The organism is Variovorax sp. (genome assembly GCF_035634955.1).
Taxonomy (GTDB): Bacteria; Pseudomonadota; Gammaproteobacteria; order Burkholderiales; family Burkholderiaceae_C; genus Variovorax.
In genome coordinates this window covers 73,406-87,899 of the sequence record NZ_DASQBZ010000022.1, presented here as the reverse complement: position 1 = coordinate 87,899, position 14,494 = coordinate 73,406, and the positions used below count along the sequence as shown (strand labels likewise).

Sequence of the window (14,494 nt, the reverse complement as noted above, 5' to 3'; positions counted from 1 at the left end):
GCGCCGCCGCGCCGCGGCCGCCGGCCAGCCGGCTAACATCGGCGCAGATGGCCGCCGACACTCCCCTGATGCCTCCCGCCTCGCCCGATCCCGCCCGCCGCTCCGGCGCGCGGCGGCCGGGCTGGCGCTTTCTGCTCGCGCACCCGGCGCACTTCATCGCGATGGGCGGCGGCTCGGGCCTGTCGCGCCTGGCCCCGGGAACCGTGGGCACGCTCTGGGCGTGGGTCGCCTTCCTGGCGATGCAACGCCTGTTGTCCCCGGCCGCCATCGGCTGGGTCATCCTGGCCGGCCTGCCGATCGGCTGGTGGGCCTGCACCGTCACCGCGCGCCACATGCGGGTGGCCGACCCGGGCAGCATCGTGTGGGACGAGGTCATCGCCTTCTGGACCGTGCTGTGGCTGGTGCTGCCCGCCGGGCTGCTGGCGCAGTGCATCGCCTTCGCGCTGTTCCGCTATTTCGACGCCGCCAAGCCGGGGCCGGTGCGCTGGGCCGACCAGCTGTTCAAGCCGCGAGACGATGCCGGCAAGGAGGCGCCGCGCTGGGCCGCCGCCGGTTTCGGCATCATCCTCGACGACCTCGTGGCGGCTTTCTGCACGCTGCTGGTCATCGCGCTGTGGCGCGCATTCATCCAATGATCGGCATCACGACATGAGCCCTGCCGCGTCCGAACCGCTCGAATCCCTGCCGACGCCCGTGCTGGTGGAACGCCTGGCCGAGCGCCTTGGCGCCCGAGGCTGGATGATGGCCACCGCGGAAAGCTGCACCGGCGGCCTGATTGCCGGCGCCTGCACCGACCGGGCCGGCTCGAGCGAGTGGTTCGAGCGCGGCTTCGTTACCTATTCGAACGCCGCCAAGACCGAGCTGCTGGACGTGGACGCGGCCCTGATCGCCGAGCACGGCGCGGTGAGCGAGCCGGTGGCGCGCGCCATGGCCGCGGGCGCGCTCGCGCGGTCGCGGGCCCAGGTGGCAGTGGCCGTGACCGGCGTGGCCGGGCCGGGCGGCGGCAGTGCGGACAAGCCGGTCGGCACGGTCTGGTTCGGCTGGTCCGTCAACGGGCGCGTGCGCAGCGAGCGCCGCCGCTTCGACGGCGACCGTGCGGCGGTGCGCGCCGCGACCGTGCATTTCGCGTTGCAGACACTCATCCAACTGATCGAGGCCCCCGCGTCATGAGCAGCAGCACCCCTTCGTCGTCCTCTCCCCTCGCGTTCTCCGACAACGAGGCACTTCACCGCTTCGAAGCGCACCGCGACGGCCAGCTCGCCGGCTACGCCGAATACAACGTGCATCCGGATGCGCTGATGTTCACCCATACCGAGGTGCTGCCCGCCTTCGAGGGGCAGGGCGTCGGCTCCGGGCTGGCGCGCCACGTATTGGGCGAGGCCCGGGCACGGGGCATGTCGGTGATCCCGGTGTGCCAGTTCATCGCGGGCTACATCCGCAAGCATCCCGAGTACCTGGACCTCGTGTCGCCGGCGAGCCGGCGGGCGTTCCAGCTCTGAGCGGCGTGCGCGGCGCTCACGCCGCGCCGTGGCACTTCTTGTATTTCTTGCCGCTGCCGCACGGGCACGGATCGTTGCGACCGGGCTCGGCTTCCTTGCGCACGGTCTCGGTCCGCGGACCCATGCTGCGCCAGAAGCGGCGCAGGTCGTAGACCGCCCAGACCGCCAGGTCGACCTGTTCCAGCCGCTGGCGGCTCACCGTGGGCGGGCCGTCCTCGGTGAACATGGAAAACTCGGGCGCGGCGCGGTCGTCCTCGGTCAGGGCCTCGATGTCCGCCAGCGCCTCGGCCAGCAGGCCGGCGGCTTCCTTGTCGCGCGGCGGCGCCCATTCGGCTTCCCAGGTCTGCACCGCATAAAGAAAACCCAGCGCCCAGAGCTGGCCATAGGACGGAATGGCGCCGCCCTCTGCTTCCTCGTCGATTGCCTCGCCAGGCGGCAGCGCGGCCAGCGCACCGCGGATGTCGAGCATCTCGGGCTGGTAGGCGCGCTCGTCGTCCAGCGCCTGGACGGGGGCGTCCAGCGCGGCCTCGATCTCGGCCCGGCGCCGGTTCCAGCGCCAGGTGAACTCCATGTGCTGCATCGGCGCAAAGCCCTTGCCCAGCACGTGCGGCCAGTACTCGGCCGGCTCGATCGGGCGCCGGGTGCAGGCCAGCGCCGCCAGGAAACCTTCGCAGAACTCCCATTCCGGAACGTTCTCCTCGTGCTCGCGCATGGCGTCGAGTTCGCCGTCCAGGAAGTCGAAGTCCTCGGGTTGCAGGGGTTTCGGTGTGTCGACGCGTGTTTCCGGGACACCGTCTGTAGGAATGTTTTGTTGCATTTAAGACTCGTAGACAATCTATGATGCCCCAGGGCGAGGCCCTTATGCATCCAGCCAGTCGACTTTCCATTTTTTTGGCGCGCCAGTCCAGGCCAGCCGTCCAGCGCAGTTCATGAAGGTTTCCTTACGCTCCCGTGCTGCGCCGCACGGGGTTGCGGCGCAGCGCGGCGGCACCTCCTCCCCGGCGCCCTTGGCGCCTGCCGGCGAGCCGCAGTTGGCGGCCTACGCCGGCTTCCTGCAGGCCATGCTGCCGCAGCAGGACAAGCTGATTGCACCGCACCGACTGGGCGGCGAGCGCGTGTGGCTCAAGAAGGCCGGCCCGCGCCACGGCATGGCGCGCTACCGGCTGCTCGGACTGGTTGCCGGCATCTTCCGCCTCGATCTCCTGCGCCCGGTGCCCAACCCCGGCGGCGAGGCCGCCATCGCAATCGAGGCACGGCGCCTGCGCCAGCTGGCTGACGCCGGCCTGCGCGTGCCGAGGGTGCTGGCGCAGCAGGCCGAAGGCCTGCTCATCTCGGACCTGGGCGAAAGCGGCATGGGCGCGCAAATGCTGCAGGAGTGCCTGGAGCAGGCGGCCGCGGCCGGCCCGGCGCCGCTGCTGGCGGCCTGGCGCGACGGCCTGGAAGCCATCGCCCGGGTGCATGCGGGCGGCGCCTACCTGAGCCAGGCATTCGCGCGCAACCTGGTCCTGTGCCCGGACGGCGTGATCGGCTACATCGATTTCGAGGACGATCCGCGCGAGACGCTGAGCCTGGCCGAATGCCAGGCCCGCGACTGGCTGAGCTACCTGCATTCGACCGCGGCCCTGGTGCATGCCGCGGCGCCGCATGCGGCCGGCACCCATTGGCATGGCGTGCTGGCTCAGGGCGCGAGCGACGCGGTGCGCGAGCGCATCGCCATGGCCGCGCAACGCATGCGCTGGCTGCGGCGCCTGCCCAGGAGCCGGCGCTGGGGCCGCGACACCCAGCGGGTGCGTTCGGCGGCCCGGCTGCTGGCCCGCTGGTACGGGCCGGACGGCGCGCAGCAGCTGGCGACGAGCTACTGACCGCCCGGCCCGCGGCGGCCTTTTCGCACAGTCCTACGCCTTTCGGCGCCGCCGTCCCCCATTTGGTGGATTGCAGGGCATCGGTGCCGCAAGGAAGATCCGGCGATGACTGCTTTCTTCTACGTTTGAGCCGCCGGCCGGGAGCGTCGAAGCCATGCCGAAGTTGATCATGATGGATGCGGCCGGAACCATCCGGCAGATCGCCCTGAAGCCGCCGTGCGTGACCCTCGGGCGCGGCGCGCAGAACGACCTGCCGATCGATTCGCGCCGCGCCAGCCGCTCGCACGCGGTCATCGAGTTCGAAGGCCCGCGCCTGTTCCTGCTCGACCTGCACAGCCTCAACGGCACGCTGGTCAACGGGGAGCTGATCGACCGCCACCTGCTGGCGCATGGCGACTGCATCCAGATCGGCAGCGCCGAGCTGCGCTACGCCGCGCTGGAGGAAGTGCTCAGCACCGAGGAAGCCCTGCGCCTGCTGACCGCCCCGCTCGAGCAGGGGCTGCAGGACTGGGACCAGATGACGATGCCGGCCGAAGCGGAGGCACCCAAGGAGAAGTGGTGGTACTGACGTCGGTGGTGCCGACTGTTGGCTAGCCGGCCGGCCACCCCGTCGCCACCGGCACGCCGCATTCGGCCAGGCGGCGCGCCAGCTGCAGCACCGCGCGGTCCTTGCTCAGCAGCGTGGCGCGATGCGCCAGCGCCAGGTCGATGAAGTGCTGGTCGTCCGGGTCCTCGCACGGCGGCACGAGCGCGGCAGGGGCCGGGGGCGGCTCCACCGCGTGGACCTGATGGTCGAATGCCGCAAGCACCTGCGCGGCGCTGCGCCCGATGCGCGAGAGCCGGCCCGCGATGAGCGGATAGCCCAGCACGCGGACGAGTTCGTCGCGCATGGCCGCGGTGGCGATCCAGCGCACGTCGCCGTCCTCCAGCGCGGCCCGCAGTCCGATGCAGCCGGGATCGTCGAAGACCAGCAGGTCCAGCGCAACGTTGGTGTCCAGGACGACGACGGAAGGCGGCATGGAATGCGCGGGCTTGCCGGCGCGTCAATCGGCGGCGGGTGCGGCGGGTGTCGGCGCGGTGCCGGCCTGCCCCCGGAACGAGCCGGCCTGCAACTGGAACTTGAACAGCCGGCATTCGATCGGCCCGTTCCACATGGGCACCCGGCGCGACTCCTTCAGGCGCATGCGCGAGGGCAGCTTCATGTCGGGCGTCAGCACCCAGGCGGTCCAGCCGGCGAAGCTCTTTTTCCAGTGCGCTGCCAGCCGCGCGAAGAAGTCGGCGCCGTCGGCGCCCAGCGGGTCGGTCCCGGGCTCGACCTGCGCCGTCTCGCGGCCGGCGCGCGGGCCGCGGCGGCCCGGTCCGGCGGCGCCGGCACCGGCGACGCCGCCGACCTCGATGCGCTCGCCATACGGCGGGTTCAGCAGGATGACGCCGCCCTCGGCCGGCGGCATGCGCTGCAGGGCGTCTCCGCCGCGCAGCGAGACGCGGTCGGCCACCCCGGCGCGTTCGGCATTGCGCTCGGCGAAGTCGACCATGCGGTGCGACACGTCGGAGCCGAACACCGACGGCGCGGCGCTGGCCGGTCTGACCATGGCCGCGGCCTGCTCGCGCAAGGCGGCCCAGTCGGCCGCGCGGAATGCCAGCAGCTTCTCGAAGCCGAAGCGCCGCTGCGCGCCGGCCGCCATGCCGGCGGCGATCTGCGCGGCCTCGATGACGATGGTGCCGCTGCCGCAGCACGGGTCGTACAGGGGCTGGTCCGACACGGCGCCGGTCTCCGGGTTCCACCACCCGCTGGCGGCCAGCATGGCCGCGGCCAGCGTTTCCTTGAGCGGCGCGTCGCCCTTGTCGACGCGCCAGCCGCGCTTGAACAGCGGCTCGCCGCTGGTGTCGATGTACAGGCTCAGGTGCTCGGCGTCGAGGTGCGCGAACACGCGCACGTCCGGGCGCTGCGTCTCGATGTCGGGCCGCACGCCGCCGGCGCGGTCGCGGAAGCGGTCGGCGATCGCGTCCTTGATGCGCAGGGTGGCGAAGTTCAGGCTCTTGAGCGGGCTCGCCTGCGACGTGGTCTCGATCTTGAAGCTCTGGCGCGGCGTGAACCAGGTTTCCCACGGGACATCGGCCGCCGCCCGGTACAGGTCGTCCTCGCCGCGGTACGGGGTGTGCGAGAGCAGCACCAGTACGCGTTGCGCCAGGCGCAGGTGCAGGTTGAGCTTCATCGCCTGGGTCCAGTCGGCGCGCACGGACACGCCGGCCCGCGCCACCAGGAGCGATTCGCCGGCCAGCCCGGTCAGGCGGTGGACCTCCTGCGCGAGCAGGTCTTCGACGCCGGCTGCGCAAGGCAGGAACAATTGCATGTTGTGCATGCCTGCATTGTCGCCCCTGGCGCTATAGTGAATCGGCGATGAGCGCGCCCCGTCCGTCCGAGCCGTTCGAAACCGAGGCGCCTGCTTCGCAGGCGAGGCGCGCAGCCATTCAGGCCGAATTGCTGCGCCTGAGCAACCAGCCCGGCGGCCCGGTGCTGGCGGTCCAGTTCCTGCTGGACTGCGCCGTCGCTGCCCTCTTCGCCTGGCAGTACTCGCCCGGCATGGCGCTGCTGTGGCTGGCGCTGGTCGTCTGCAGCACCACGTGGCGGCTCTTCCGCCCCCAGCATCTGCCGGACACGCTCGACGCGCAGTCGACGCCGGCGCAGGTGCGCCTGCACACGCTGCGCGTGTCGGTACACGCTGGGGTGCATGGCCTCGCCGGCGTGCTTCTTTTCGACCCGACCAGCCTGACGACGCAGCTGCTGCTGGCGCTGGTGATGATGGGCATGACGCTGTCGGCGGCTTTTTCCCTCTCGTACGTCGCGCGTGCCATGCAGCTGGCGATCGCGCTGCTGCTCGGGCCGCTCATCCTGATGAGCCTGGTCTTCGGCGCGCCGCCGCTGGACGGCCTGGCGCTGCTGGGCACCGGCCTGATCGTCATGATGTGGGGCCAGGTGGCCGACCGGGCGCGCAAGCTGGAAGACTCGATCGGCCAGCGCCACAACGAAAGTGTGCTGCGAGCGCAGGCGCTGGCCGGCCTGCACGCGGCCGAGCTGGCGCAGGTCGAGCGGCTGCGGTTCTTCTCGGCCGCCAACCACGACCTGCGCCAGCCGGTGATGGCCATCGGCCTGCAGGCGGAGGTGCTCGGGCACCAGTTGCGCGACGGCGCGCCACCGGCCGTGCTGCAGGCCACCCTGGACGCGCTGGGACGGGCGCAGTCGGTGATGGAGGGACTGACCCAGCAACTGCTGGAGATCGGCCGCATCGAGGCCGGAGCCGACCCGCTGGCGCCCGGGCCGGTGCCGCTGGCGCCGCTTCTCGACGAATACGCCCGCACCGGCGACGACCGGCGCGTGCGGGTGCGCTGCCCCGAGGGCGCGCTCGCCTGGACCGATCCGATGGCGCTGCGCCGCATCGTGGCCAACCTGGTGGACAACGCGTTGAAGTTCACGCCGCGCAACGGCCGCGTCATGCTGGCCTGCCGGCGCCGCGGGGCGCTGTGGCGCATCGAGGTGCGCGACAACGGCATCGGCATTCCGCCCGACGAGCACGAGCGGGTGTTCCGCGACTTCGAGCAGGTCGGCAATGCCGCGCGCAACCTGAGCCATGGCCACGGCCTGGGGCTGGCGATCGTGCGCCGGCAGGCGCAGCGGCTCGGCACGCGTGTCGACCTGCGCTCGTCGCCGGGGCGCGGTGCGGTGTTCAGCTTCGACGTGCCGGCATACACCGAAAGCGTGTCGACCGTGCCTGCCGCACCCGCCCTGGTGGATGACCTGCACCCGACGGCGGAAGGCGACGCCGGGGCGGCGCCGCTGCGGCCGGGGTTGACGGTGCTGGTGGTGGAGGACAACGCGGTGGTCGCCGAAAGCCTCGCGGCACTACTGCACCACTGGCAGGTCAGGACGCACCTGTTCGGCAGCGCCGACGAACTGCTCGACGGCGGCAGCCTGCTGCTGGCGGCTGCCGACCTGGTGCTGTGCGACATCCGCCTGCCGGGTGCGCTGGACGGCGTGGCCCTGGCGCAGCAGTTGCAGATTCGGTGGCCCGGCCTTCCGATCGCGCTGGTGTCGGCCGACATCGACGACGCCACGCGGGCACTGGCGCGCGAGCGCGGCTGGCAGGCGCTGCGCAAGCCGGTGCAGCCGGCGGCGCTGCATGCGCTGCTGCGGGCGGTTCAGCGCCCGGCGGACTGAAACTGCCGCGGGCCGGCGCGCGGCGACGCCGCCGCCTTGCCCGTCAGAGCGCCTTGCGCAGGTTCGCCGGCGCGATGCGCAGCGCCTCGCGGTACTTGGCCACGGTGCGGCGGGCGCATTCGATGCCCTGCTCCTTGAGCATGTCCGACAACTGGCTGTCCGACAGCGGCTTGCGCACGTCCTCGGACCCCACGAACTGCTTGATCAGCGCCCGCACCGCGGTGCTGGACGCATTGCCGCCGGTCTCGGTACCCAGCGCCGAGCCGAAGAAGTACTTCAGTTCCACGGTGCCGAACGGCGTGGACATGTACTTTGCCGTGGTCACGCGCGAGATGGTGGATTCGTGCAGGCCCAGCTCGTCGGCGATCTCGCGGAGCACCAGCGGCCGCATGGCCAGGTCGCCATGCATGAAGAAGTTCTTCTGGCGCTCGACGATGGCGTTGGACACGCGCAGGATGGTGTCGAAACGCTGCTGGATGTTCTTGATGAACCAGCGCGCCTCCTGCAGCCGCTGGCTCAGGGCCTGGCTGCCCTCGCCCTTGTGCGCCTTGAGGGCGCCGGCGTAGACGTCGTGCACGCGCAGGCGCGGCATCACGTCGGGATTGAGCTGCACCCGCAGGCGCGCCTGGGTGCCGTTGCCGACGCGGGTGACGATCACGTCGGGAATCACCACGTTGCGCTCGACGTTGGCGAAGCGGCGGCCGGGCTTGGGCTCGAGCTTCGCGATCACCTGCATGGCGGCGCGCACCTTGTCCTCGCTGGTCCGCGCGAGAGTGGCCAGGCGCTTGAAGTCGCGCCGCGCCAGCAGCGTCATGGGCTGCTTGCAGACGGCCAGGGCCACCGCGAGCACCTCGGGGTCGATGCCGTCCCGCACCTGCGACAGTGCGCGCAGCTGGATCGCCAGGCATTCGCCGAGGTCGCGCGCGCCCACGCCGACCGGCTCCAGGCTCTGCAGCAGGCCCAGCGCCATCTGGAAGCGGTGCACCAGGTCGTCGAACTGGTCGTTGTCGTCGCCGGCCAGGCCCGAGGCGAGCGCCGGCAGCGAGTCCTCGAGGTAGCCGTCGTCGTTGAGCGACTCGATCAGGAAGCGCAGCGCCGCGCGGTCGACCGCGTCGAGGCGCAGCGCCAGCGCCTGCCGGTGCAGGAAGTCCTGCAGCGATTCGTGGCTGCGCGCCAGCTCGGTGGCGTCGGCACGCTCGTCGCCGTCGGCGTTGCTCTGCCGCGCCGGGGCGTCACCGCCCCATTCGCTGTCGTCGGGTGACAGGTCGATGCTGCCGTCGCCCTCCCAGTCGGGCTCGCTCTCGGCGCTGTCGGCCGGCGCTTCGGCCAGCGCCACCTCGGAATCGGCCGGCGCACTGCTCGCCGAGTCCCCGTTGAGGCCCGGTGCCTGCGCGGCAAGCTCCTCGTCGCGCACGTCGCGCGCCGAAAGCGTGTCCACGTTGTCGAGCCCGAATTCCTCGCGCACCGCCTCGTCGCCGTTGCGCTCGAGGAACGGGTTCTCGTCGAGCATCTGCTCGACTTCCTGGCTCAGCTCGAGCGTCGACAGCTGCAGCAGCCGGATCGACTGCTGCAGTTGTGGCGTCAGCGCGAGATGCTGCGAAACCCGCAGCGACAAACCTTGCTTCATCGACCCGCCCGGTTCACATGCGGAAGTGTTCGCCGAGGTACACCCTGCGCACTTCAGCGTTGTCGACGATTTCCGAAGGCGTGCCCTGCGCCAGCACGTTGCCGTCACTGATGATGTAAGCGTGGTCGCAGATGCCCAGCGTCTCGCGCACGTTGTGGTCGGTGATGAGTACGCCGATGCCGCGGTCCTTGAGGAAGCCGATGATCCGCTGGATCTCGATCACGGCGATGGGATCGATGCCGGCGAAAGGCTCGTCCAGCAGGATGAAGCGAGGCTGGGTGGCCAGCGCGCGCGCGATCTCGACCCGGCGCCGTTCGCCGCCCGACAGCGCCAGCGCGGGCGAATCGCGCAGGTGGTCGACCCGCAGGTCGGCCAGCAGTTCGCCCAGCCGTTCCTCGATGCTGTGGCGGTCGAGCGGCTGCATGCGGCCCTTGGCGTCCGGCTCCATCTGCAGCTCGAGCACGGCGCGCACGTTGTCGGCCACGTTGAGCTTGCGGAAGATCGAGGCCTCCTGCGGGAGGTAGCTCAGCCCCATGCGCGCGCGCCGATGGATCGGCATGTGCTCGATGGGCTCGCCGTCGATGCTGATCTGCCCGTCGTCGGCCCGCACCAGCCCGACGATCATGTAGAACGACGTCGTCTTGCCGGCGCCGTTCGGGCCGAGCAGCCCGACCACCTCGCCCTTCTGCACGTCCAGCGAGACGTCCTTGACCACCATCCGGCTGCCGTAGCTCTTTTGCAGCCCGCGTGCCTGCAGGCGGCTGCCGCCGTTGCGGCCGTCGGCCTCCAGCGTGTCCGCGCGATCGATCACCGGCTGCCCCCCAGCGAAGTGCTCGGGCGCAGCCCCTTGCCGGCCGGCTGCGCCGGCGGCTGGGCCGCCCCCTCGCCCGAACGCGGCGAGATCATCGCGCGCACCCGCCCGCCCGGCGCCGGCTGGCTGCCCGGCTGATCGGGCGCGCTGTTGACGGTGTAGGTGTCGTGGACCTGGTCGTAGACGATCATGGCGCCGTTGGTTTCATCGTTGACGCGCGTGCCGACCAGCCGGCGCATGGTGGCGCGGCGGATGAACTTGACCGTTTCGGCCCGGCCGTCGTACTCGATCAGCTCCGATTCGCCCTCGACCCATTCGTCGCTGCCGGGCGGCCCGTCGCGCTTTTGCTTGAAATAGGCCCGCTTGCCGGGCGCCGCGGTGACGACGCCGTGCTGGTAACCCTCGGGATCCTGCTGCACCTCGATGCGCGCACCCCGGACGGTGATGGTGCCCTTGGTGGCCACGACGTTGCCGGTGAAGACGCTCGTCTGCTTGAGGTCGTCGTAGCGCATCGAGTCGGCCTCGATGTTCATCGGCTTCTCGCGGTCGGCCTTCTCGGCCCACACCATGCCGCAGGCGCCGGCGAGCAGCGCGGCGGCCAGCGCGCCAGCGGCGCGCCGGACCAGGCGCCGGGGTGCCAGCGCGGAAGGACGGGATTGGGTGTTAGGTTCGTTACGCAATGTCATAGGGCATGAAACTTGCTCTGGCCATTGTAGGGGGCAATTCGGCCCGCCCAATGAAAAAAGCCCGCGCACGGCGGGCTCGATCGCGGTGGGGCGCCGGCGCGGCGCCCTCACTCAGGCCTTGGGGGCCTCGCCGACCAGGAATTCGACCACCTGGAGCACGCGCGGCATGCTGCGCGCGGTCTCGCCGTCGACGTACCAGCGCCCTGCGACGCCCATGGCCGGCACGCCGCTGACCTTGTAGTCATCGGTCAGCTGGGTGGCGCGCTTGACCTTGCTGGCCACGGTGAAGGACTTGAAGACCTCGGCGAACTTGGTGCCCAGGTCGGGCTGCTTGGCCGCCCACTCGAGCACGGCGGCGTCGCCGTTGAGCGGTTGGCGGTCCTTGTGGATGATCTGGAAGATCTTGGCCTGGTACGCGTCCACCTTGCCCATGGCCTCGAGGGTGTAGTACAGGCGCTGCTTGGTCGCGACGTCGTTGCCGACGAACGGCACCGGAACGCGGCGGAACGCCGCCTGCGGCGGCAGCTTGGGGATCCAGGCCTCGAGCATGGGCTCGAACTCGGCGCAGTGCGGGCAGTTGTACGAGAAGAACTCGACCACCTCGACCTTGCCGGCCGGGGCGTCCACCGGCGCCGGCCGGGACAGCACGAGGTAGTCGGCGCCTGCCTTGAAGGCGGCCTGCTGCGCATGCGCGGCCGGTGCGGCGAGCCACGGGGCCAGTCCGGCCGCGGTGGCGGCCAGCGAAAAATCACGACGGTTCATTGGGTTCTCCTTGTCCGACTGACTGAGCCGGCGCAGGTCTTTAAGTTCCGAGGGGTGGTCAGCGCTGCACGCGCACGAGGGCGGACTGCATGCCGGAGCTGTCCAGCCGCTCCTTGAGGCGATCGGCCTCGTTCTTCTCGTTGAACGGGCCGGCGCGTACGCGATAGACGGTCCGGCCGGACTGCTCGCGTTCGGTGACCTTGGACTGCACGCCCATGAGCGAGAGCTTGGCGCGCTGGGCCTCGGCGTCGCCGTTGGAGCTGAAGGCACCGGCCTGCACGAAGTAGACGAAGGGGTCGGGCCCGCCGCTGGCGGCCGCAGGCGCGGCGCTGGCGACCGCCTGGCCGGAAGCAGCCGGCGCGCCGCCGCCCATGCGGGAGCGGGCCAGGTCGCCGATGGGGTCGGACGAATCGGGGTTGACGCCGGACACCGTGCGCGGCGGGCGGGTGGGCGCGGCCGGCGCGGGCACGACCGGCGTCACCGGGCCGGCAACCCCGGCCACGGCGGGCGCGCTGGTGGTGCCGCCCGCGGCGGGTGCGGGTGCGGGAGCGGCGCTGCCGGGCACGTTGGTGGTGGTCACCGTGGAAGCGGGCGGGCGCTGTCCGGCCTTGCCGGCCAGGGGGGCGTTGGGGTCCCAGTCGCGGTTGCGCTGGGCCTCGGTTTCATCGACGCCCGGGCCCAGGCGCTGGGTCTTGGCCATGAAGGGGATCGGGACCTTGGTGACGTACACCGCGATGCCGAGCGCAATGCCCAGCCCCAGCACCAGCCCGATGACCAGGCCGATGAAGGTGTTGCCCGACTGCTTTTTTCTTTTCGTTGCCATGAAGAACTCTTGCTGCCTCACATCGAGCGCGGCGCGCTCACACCGAGAATCGCCAGGCCATTGTGCAGCACCTGCGCGGTGGCCGCGACCAGTGCCAGGCGGGCGCGCTTGAGCGCCTCGTCGTCCACCAGGATGCGCTCGCTGTCGTAGTAGCTGTGGTAGCTGGCGGCCAGTTCGCGCAGGTAGAAAGTGACGTCGTGCGGCGCGAAATCGGCGGCCGCGCCGGTCAGCATGTCCGGGTACTTGGCCAGCATCAGCATGAGCGCCTGCGCCGGCGCGCTGTCGAGCAGCGACAGGTCGGCATCGGCCAGGCCGGCGGCGTCGCCACCCCAGGCCGACAGCACCGAGCAGATGCGCGCGTGCGCGTACTGCACGTAGTACACCGGGTTGTCGTTGTTCTGCGCCAGCGCCAGGTCGATGTCGAAGGTGTATTCGGTGTCCGGCTTGCGCGACAGCAGGAAGAAGCGGATGGCGTCGGTGCTGGTCCACTCGATCAGGTCGCGCAGCGTGACGTAGCTGCCGGCTCGCTTGCTGATCTTGACCTCCTGCCCGCCGCGCATCACGCGCACCATGGTGTGCAGCACGTAGTCGGGGTAGTCGGCCGGAATGGATTCGCCGCAGGCCTGCAGGCCGGCGCGCACGCGGGCGATGGTGCCGTGGTGGTCCGTGCCCTGGATGTTCACCACCTTGTGGAAGCCGCGCTCCCACTTGGCGACGTGATAGGCGACGTCGGGCACGAAGTACGTGTAGCCGCCGTCGGACTTGCGCATGACGCGGTCCTTGTCGTCGCCGTAGTCGGTCGAGCGCAGCCACAGCGCGCCGTCCTGCTCGTAGGTCTTGCCGGCCTCGACCAGCTTCTTGACCGTGGCCTCGACGCGGCCGCTGGTGTAGAGGCTCGACTCCAGGTAATAGTGGTCGAAGCGCACGCGGAAGGCCTGCAGGTCCAGGTCCTGCTCGTGGCGCAGGTAGGCCACGGCGAACTGGCGGATGCCGTCCAGGTCGTCGATGTCGCCGCTGGCGGTGTATTCGCGGTCGTCCGACCTGACGGTCTTGCGGGCCAGGAAATCGGCCGCGATCTCGCCGATGTAGTCGCCGTTGTAGGCCGCCTCGGGCCAGCCGGCGTCACCGGGCTTGAGCCCCTTGGCGCGCAACTGCACGCTATTGGCCAGCGTCTGGATCTGGACGCCGGCGTCGTTGTAATAGAACTCGCGCCAGACCTGCTGGCCCTGCGTCTCGAGCAGGTTGCAGATGGCGTCGCCCAGCGCCGCCTGGCGGCCATGACCCACGTGCAGCGGGCCGGTCGGGTTGGCCGAGACGAATTCGACCAGCACGCGCTCGCCGCCGCCCGCCGGGGCGGGCTGGCGGCCGAAGGCCTCGCTCGCCTGCAGTACCTCGCGCACCACCGCCTGCTTGGCGGCGGGCTTGAGGCGGATGTTGAGAAAACCCGGGCCGGCGATTTCGATCGCCTCGACCCATTGGCCGTAGGCCGGCGTGGCCATCAGGCGGGTGCTGATCTGTTCGGCGAGTTCGCGCGGCTTGCGTGCCAGCGGCTTGGCGAGCTGCATGGCCGCCGTGCTGGCGTAGTCGCCGTGCGCGGCCATCTTGGGCGACTCGAAGGCCGCCTTGGCGCCGGCGCCCGGCGAGAGGGATTCGAGCGTGTCCGCCAGCGCGGCGAGCAGCTCCTGTTTGACCAATAGCATCGCCGGATTTTACCGGTCCGCCAATGCCGGGCGCCGGCGAATGGCCGGCCGGCCGACGGCGCGGGCACGGCGCCCGGGCCGGCGCGCGTCATCCGCCAGGCGGCCCCGGCCGTTAGGATGGGCAGCCCCACGGCGGGGAACGATGTCACCCAACTTCTGAAAAGGCGAAACTCACCATGAAAAAGCTCCTTTCGTTCGTTGTCCTGGGTACCTGCCTGCTCGCGGGCGCCGCGCAGGCGCAAAGCTGCGACGCCAAGGCCGTCGACAAGAACGGCAAGCCGCTGGCCGGCGCGGCCAAGACCAGCTTCGTCAAGAAGTGCGAGAAGGACGCGATGGACGCGGCCAAGAACACGTGCAGCACCAAGGCCGTGGACAAGAACGGCAAGGCCCTGGCCGGCGCGGCGAAGAGCAGCTTCATGAAGAAGTGCGAAGAGGACGCGATGAAGGGTTGAGGCAGCGACTTCTGACCCAAGCGAAGAATCAGTCACGACCTGGGCAGTCCAGACCC

Annotated in this window: 16 protein-coding genes; 7 read left to right on the top strand and 9 right to left on the bottom strand. The window is 70.8% G+C overall.

The genetic code is table 11. The features are described 5' to 3' along the window. Positions 1-68: 68 nt before the first annotated feature. From VES41_RS12575 to VES41_RS12565, 3 genes are read left to right on the top strand one after another with little or no spacing between them, the layout of a single operon-like run. Positions 69-635: a phosphatidylglycerophosphatase A gene (locus VES41_RS12575; RefSeq protein ID WP_324817258.1), complete on the top strand. Its 567-nt coding sequence runs from the start codon at positions 69-71 to the stop codon at positions 633-635. Between the two features lie 13 nt (positions 636-648). After that, positions 649-1,170 carry a CinA family protein gene (locus VES41_RS12570; protein WP_324817255.1) on the top strand — a complete coding sequence of 174 codons (522 nt, stop codon included), beginning with the start codon at positions 649-651 and terminating at the stop codon, positions 1,168-1,170. Then, positions 1,167-1,499, top strand: coding sequence for a GNAT family N-acetyltransferase (locus VES41_RS12565; RefSeq protein ID WP_324817252.1), 333 nt, complete (start codon positions 1,167-1,169; stop codon positions 1,497-1,499). The genes VES41_RS12570 and VES41_RS12565 overlap by 4 nt, the downstream gene beginning before the upstream one ends. 16 nt (positions 1,500-1,515) lie before the next feature. Here VES41_RS12565 and VES41_RS12560 read toward each other — a convergent pair whose 3' ends face one another. Further along, on the bottom strand, positions 1,516-2,316 hold the full coding sequence (locus VES41_RS12560) for a UPF0149 family protein (RefSeq protein WP_324817250.1): 801 nt from the start codon (positions 2,314-2,316) through the stop codon (positions 1,516-1,518). 112 nt (positions 2,317-2,428) lie between these two features. On the opposite strand from VES41_RS12560, the gene VES41_RS12555 reads away from it, so the two are divergent. Continuing rightward, the gene (locus VES41_RS12555) at positions 2,429-3,361 is read left to right on the top strand and encodes a hypothetical protein (protein WP_324817249.1); all 933 of its coding nucleotides are present in this window, start codon (positions 2,429-2,431) and stop codon (positions 3,359-3,361) included. 154 nt (positions 3,362-3,515) lie between these two features. Continuing rightward, positions 3,516-3,929: an FHA domain-containing protein gene (locus VES41_RS12550; RefSeq protein WP_324817246.1), complete on the top strand. Its 414-nt coding sequence runs from the start codon at positions 3,516-3,518 to the stop codon at positions 3,927-3,929. Between the two features lie 22 nt (positions 3,930-3,951). Here VES41_RS12550 and VES41_RS12545 read toward each other — a convergent pair whose 3' ends face one another. Next, positions 3,952-4,380 carry a putative toxin-antitoxin system toxin component, PIN family gene (locus VES41_RS12545; RefSeq protein ID WP_324817244.1) on the bottom strand — a complete coding sequence of 143 codons (429 nt, stop codon included), beginning with the start codon at positions 4,378-4,380 and terminating at the stop codon, positions 3,952-3,954. Between the two features lie 24 nt (positions 4,381-4,404). Then, positions 4,405-5,724, bottom strand: coding sequence for a THUMP domain-containing class I SAM-dependent RNA methyltransferase (locus VES41_RS12540; protein WP_324817241.1), 1,320 nt, complete (start codon positions 5,722-5,724; stop codon positions 4,405-4,407). Positions 5,725-5,762: 38 nt separating this feature from the next. Here VES41_RS12540 and VES41_RS12535 point away from each other — a divergent pair, with 38 nt between their 5' ends. Further along, positions 5,763-7,577 (top strand): hybrid sensor histidine kinase/response regulator, encoded by a 1,815-nt coding sequence (locus tag VES41_RS12535; RefSeq protein WP_324817239.1) that lies wholly within the window; start codon positions 5,763-5,765, stop codon positions 7,575-7,577. Positions 7,578-7,620: 43 nt separating this feature from the next. Here the strand turns inward: VES41_RS12535 and VES41_RS12530 are convergent, their stop codons facing one another. From VES41_RS12530 to argS, 6 genes are all read right to left on the bottom strand, one after another. Next, positions 7,621-9,204: an RNA polymerase factor sigma-54 gene (locus tag VES41_RS12530; RefSeq protein WP_324817237.1), complete on the bottom strand. Its 1,584-nt coding sequence runs from the start codon at positions 9,202-9,204 to the stop codon at positions 7,621-7,623. Positions 9,205-9,217: 13 nt separating this feature from the next. After that, on the bottom strand, positions 9,218-10,012 hold the full coding sequence (gene lptB / locus VES41_RS12525; RefSeq protein ID WP_324817436.1) for an LPS export ABC transporter ATP-binding protein: 795 nt from the start codon (positions 10,010-10,012) through the stop codon (positions 9,218-9,220). Next, positions 10,012-10,701: a lipopolysaccharide transport periplasmic protein LptA gene (lptA, locus tag VES41_RS12520; RefSeq protein WP_324817234.1), complete on the bottom strand. Its 690-nt coding sequence runs from the start codon at positions 10,699-10,701 to the stop codon at positions 10,012-10,014. Before lptA ends, lptB begins: the two co-directional genes overlap by 1 nt. 111 nt (positions 10,702-10,812) lie before the next feature. Beyond that, on the bottom strand, positions 10,813-11,463 hold the full coding sequence (locus tag VES41_RS12515; RefSeq protein WP_324817232.1) for a thiol:disulfide interchange protein DsbA/DsbL: 651 nt from the start codon (positions 11,461-11,463) through the stop codon (positions 10,813-10,815). Between the two features lie 58 nt (positions 11,464-11,521). Continuing rightward, a complete protein-coding gene (locus VES41_RS12510) occupies positions 11,522-12,286 on the bottom strand; it encodes an SPOR domain-containing protein (RefSeq protein ID WP_324817229.1) in 765 nt (254 codons plus the stop codon). 17 nt (positions 12,287-12,303) lie between these two features. Continuing rightward, positions 12,304-13,986: an arginine--tRNA ligase gene (gene argS, locus VES41_RS12505; RefSeq protein ID WP_324817226.1), complete on the bottom strand. Its 1,683-nt coding sequence runs from the start codon at positions 13,984-13,986 to the stop codon at positions 12,304-12,306. A 176-nt stretch (positions 13,987-14,162) separates the two neighbouring features. Between argS and VES41_RS12500 the strand changes: the two genes are divergently transcribed. Then, positions 14,163-14,438: a hypothetical protein gene (locus VES41_RS12500; RefSeq protein WP_324817224.1), complete on the top strand. Its 276-nt coding sequence runs from the start codon at positions 14,163-14,165 to the stop codon at positions 14,436-14,438. The last annotated feature ends 56 nt before the right edge of the window (positions 14,439-14,494 follow it).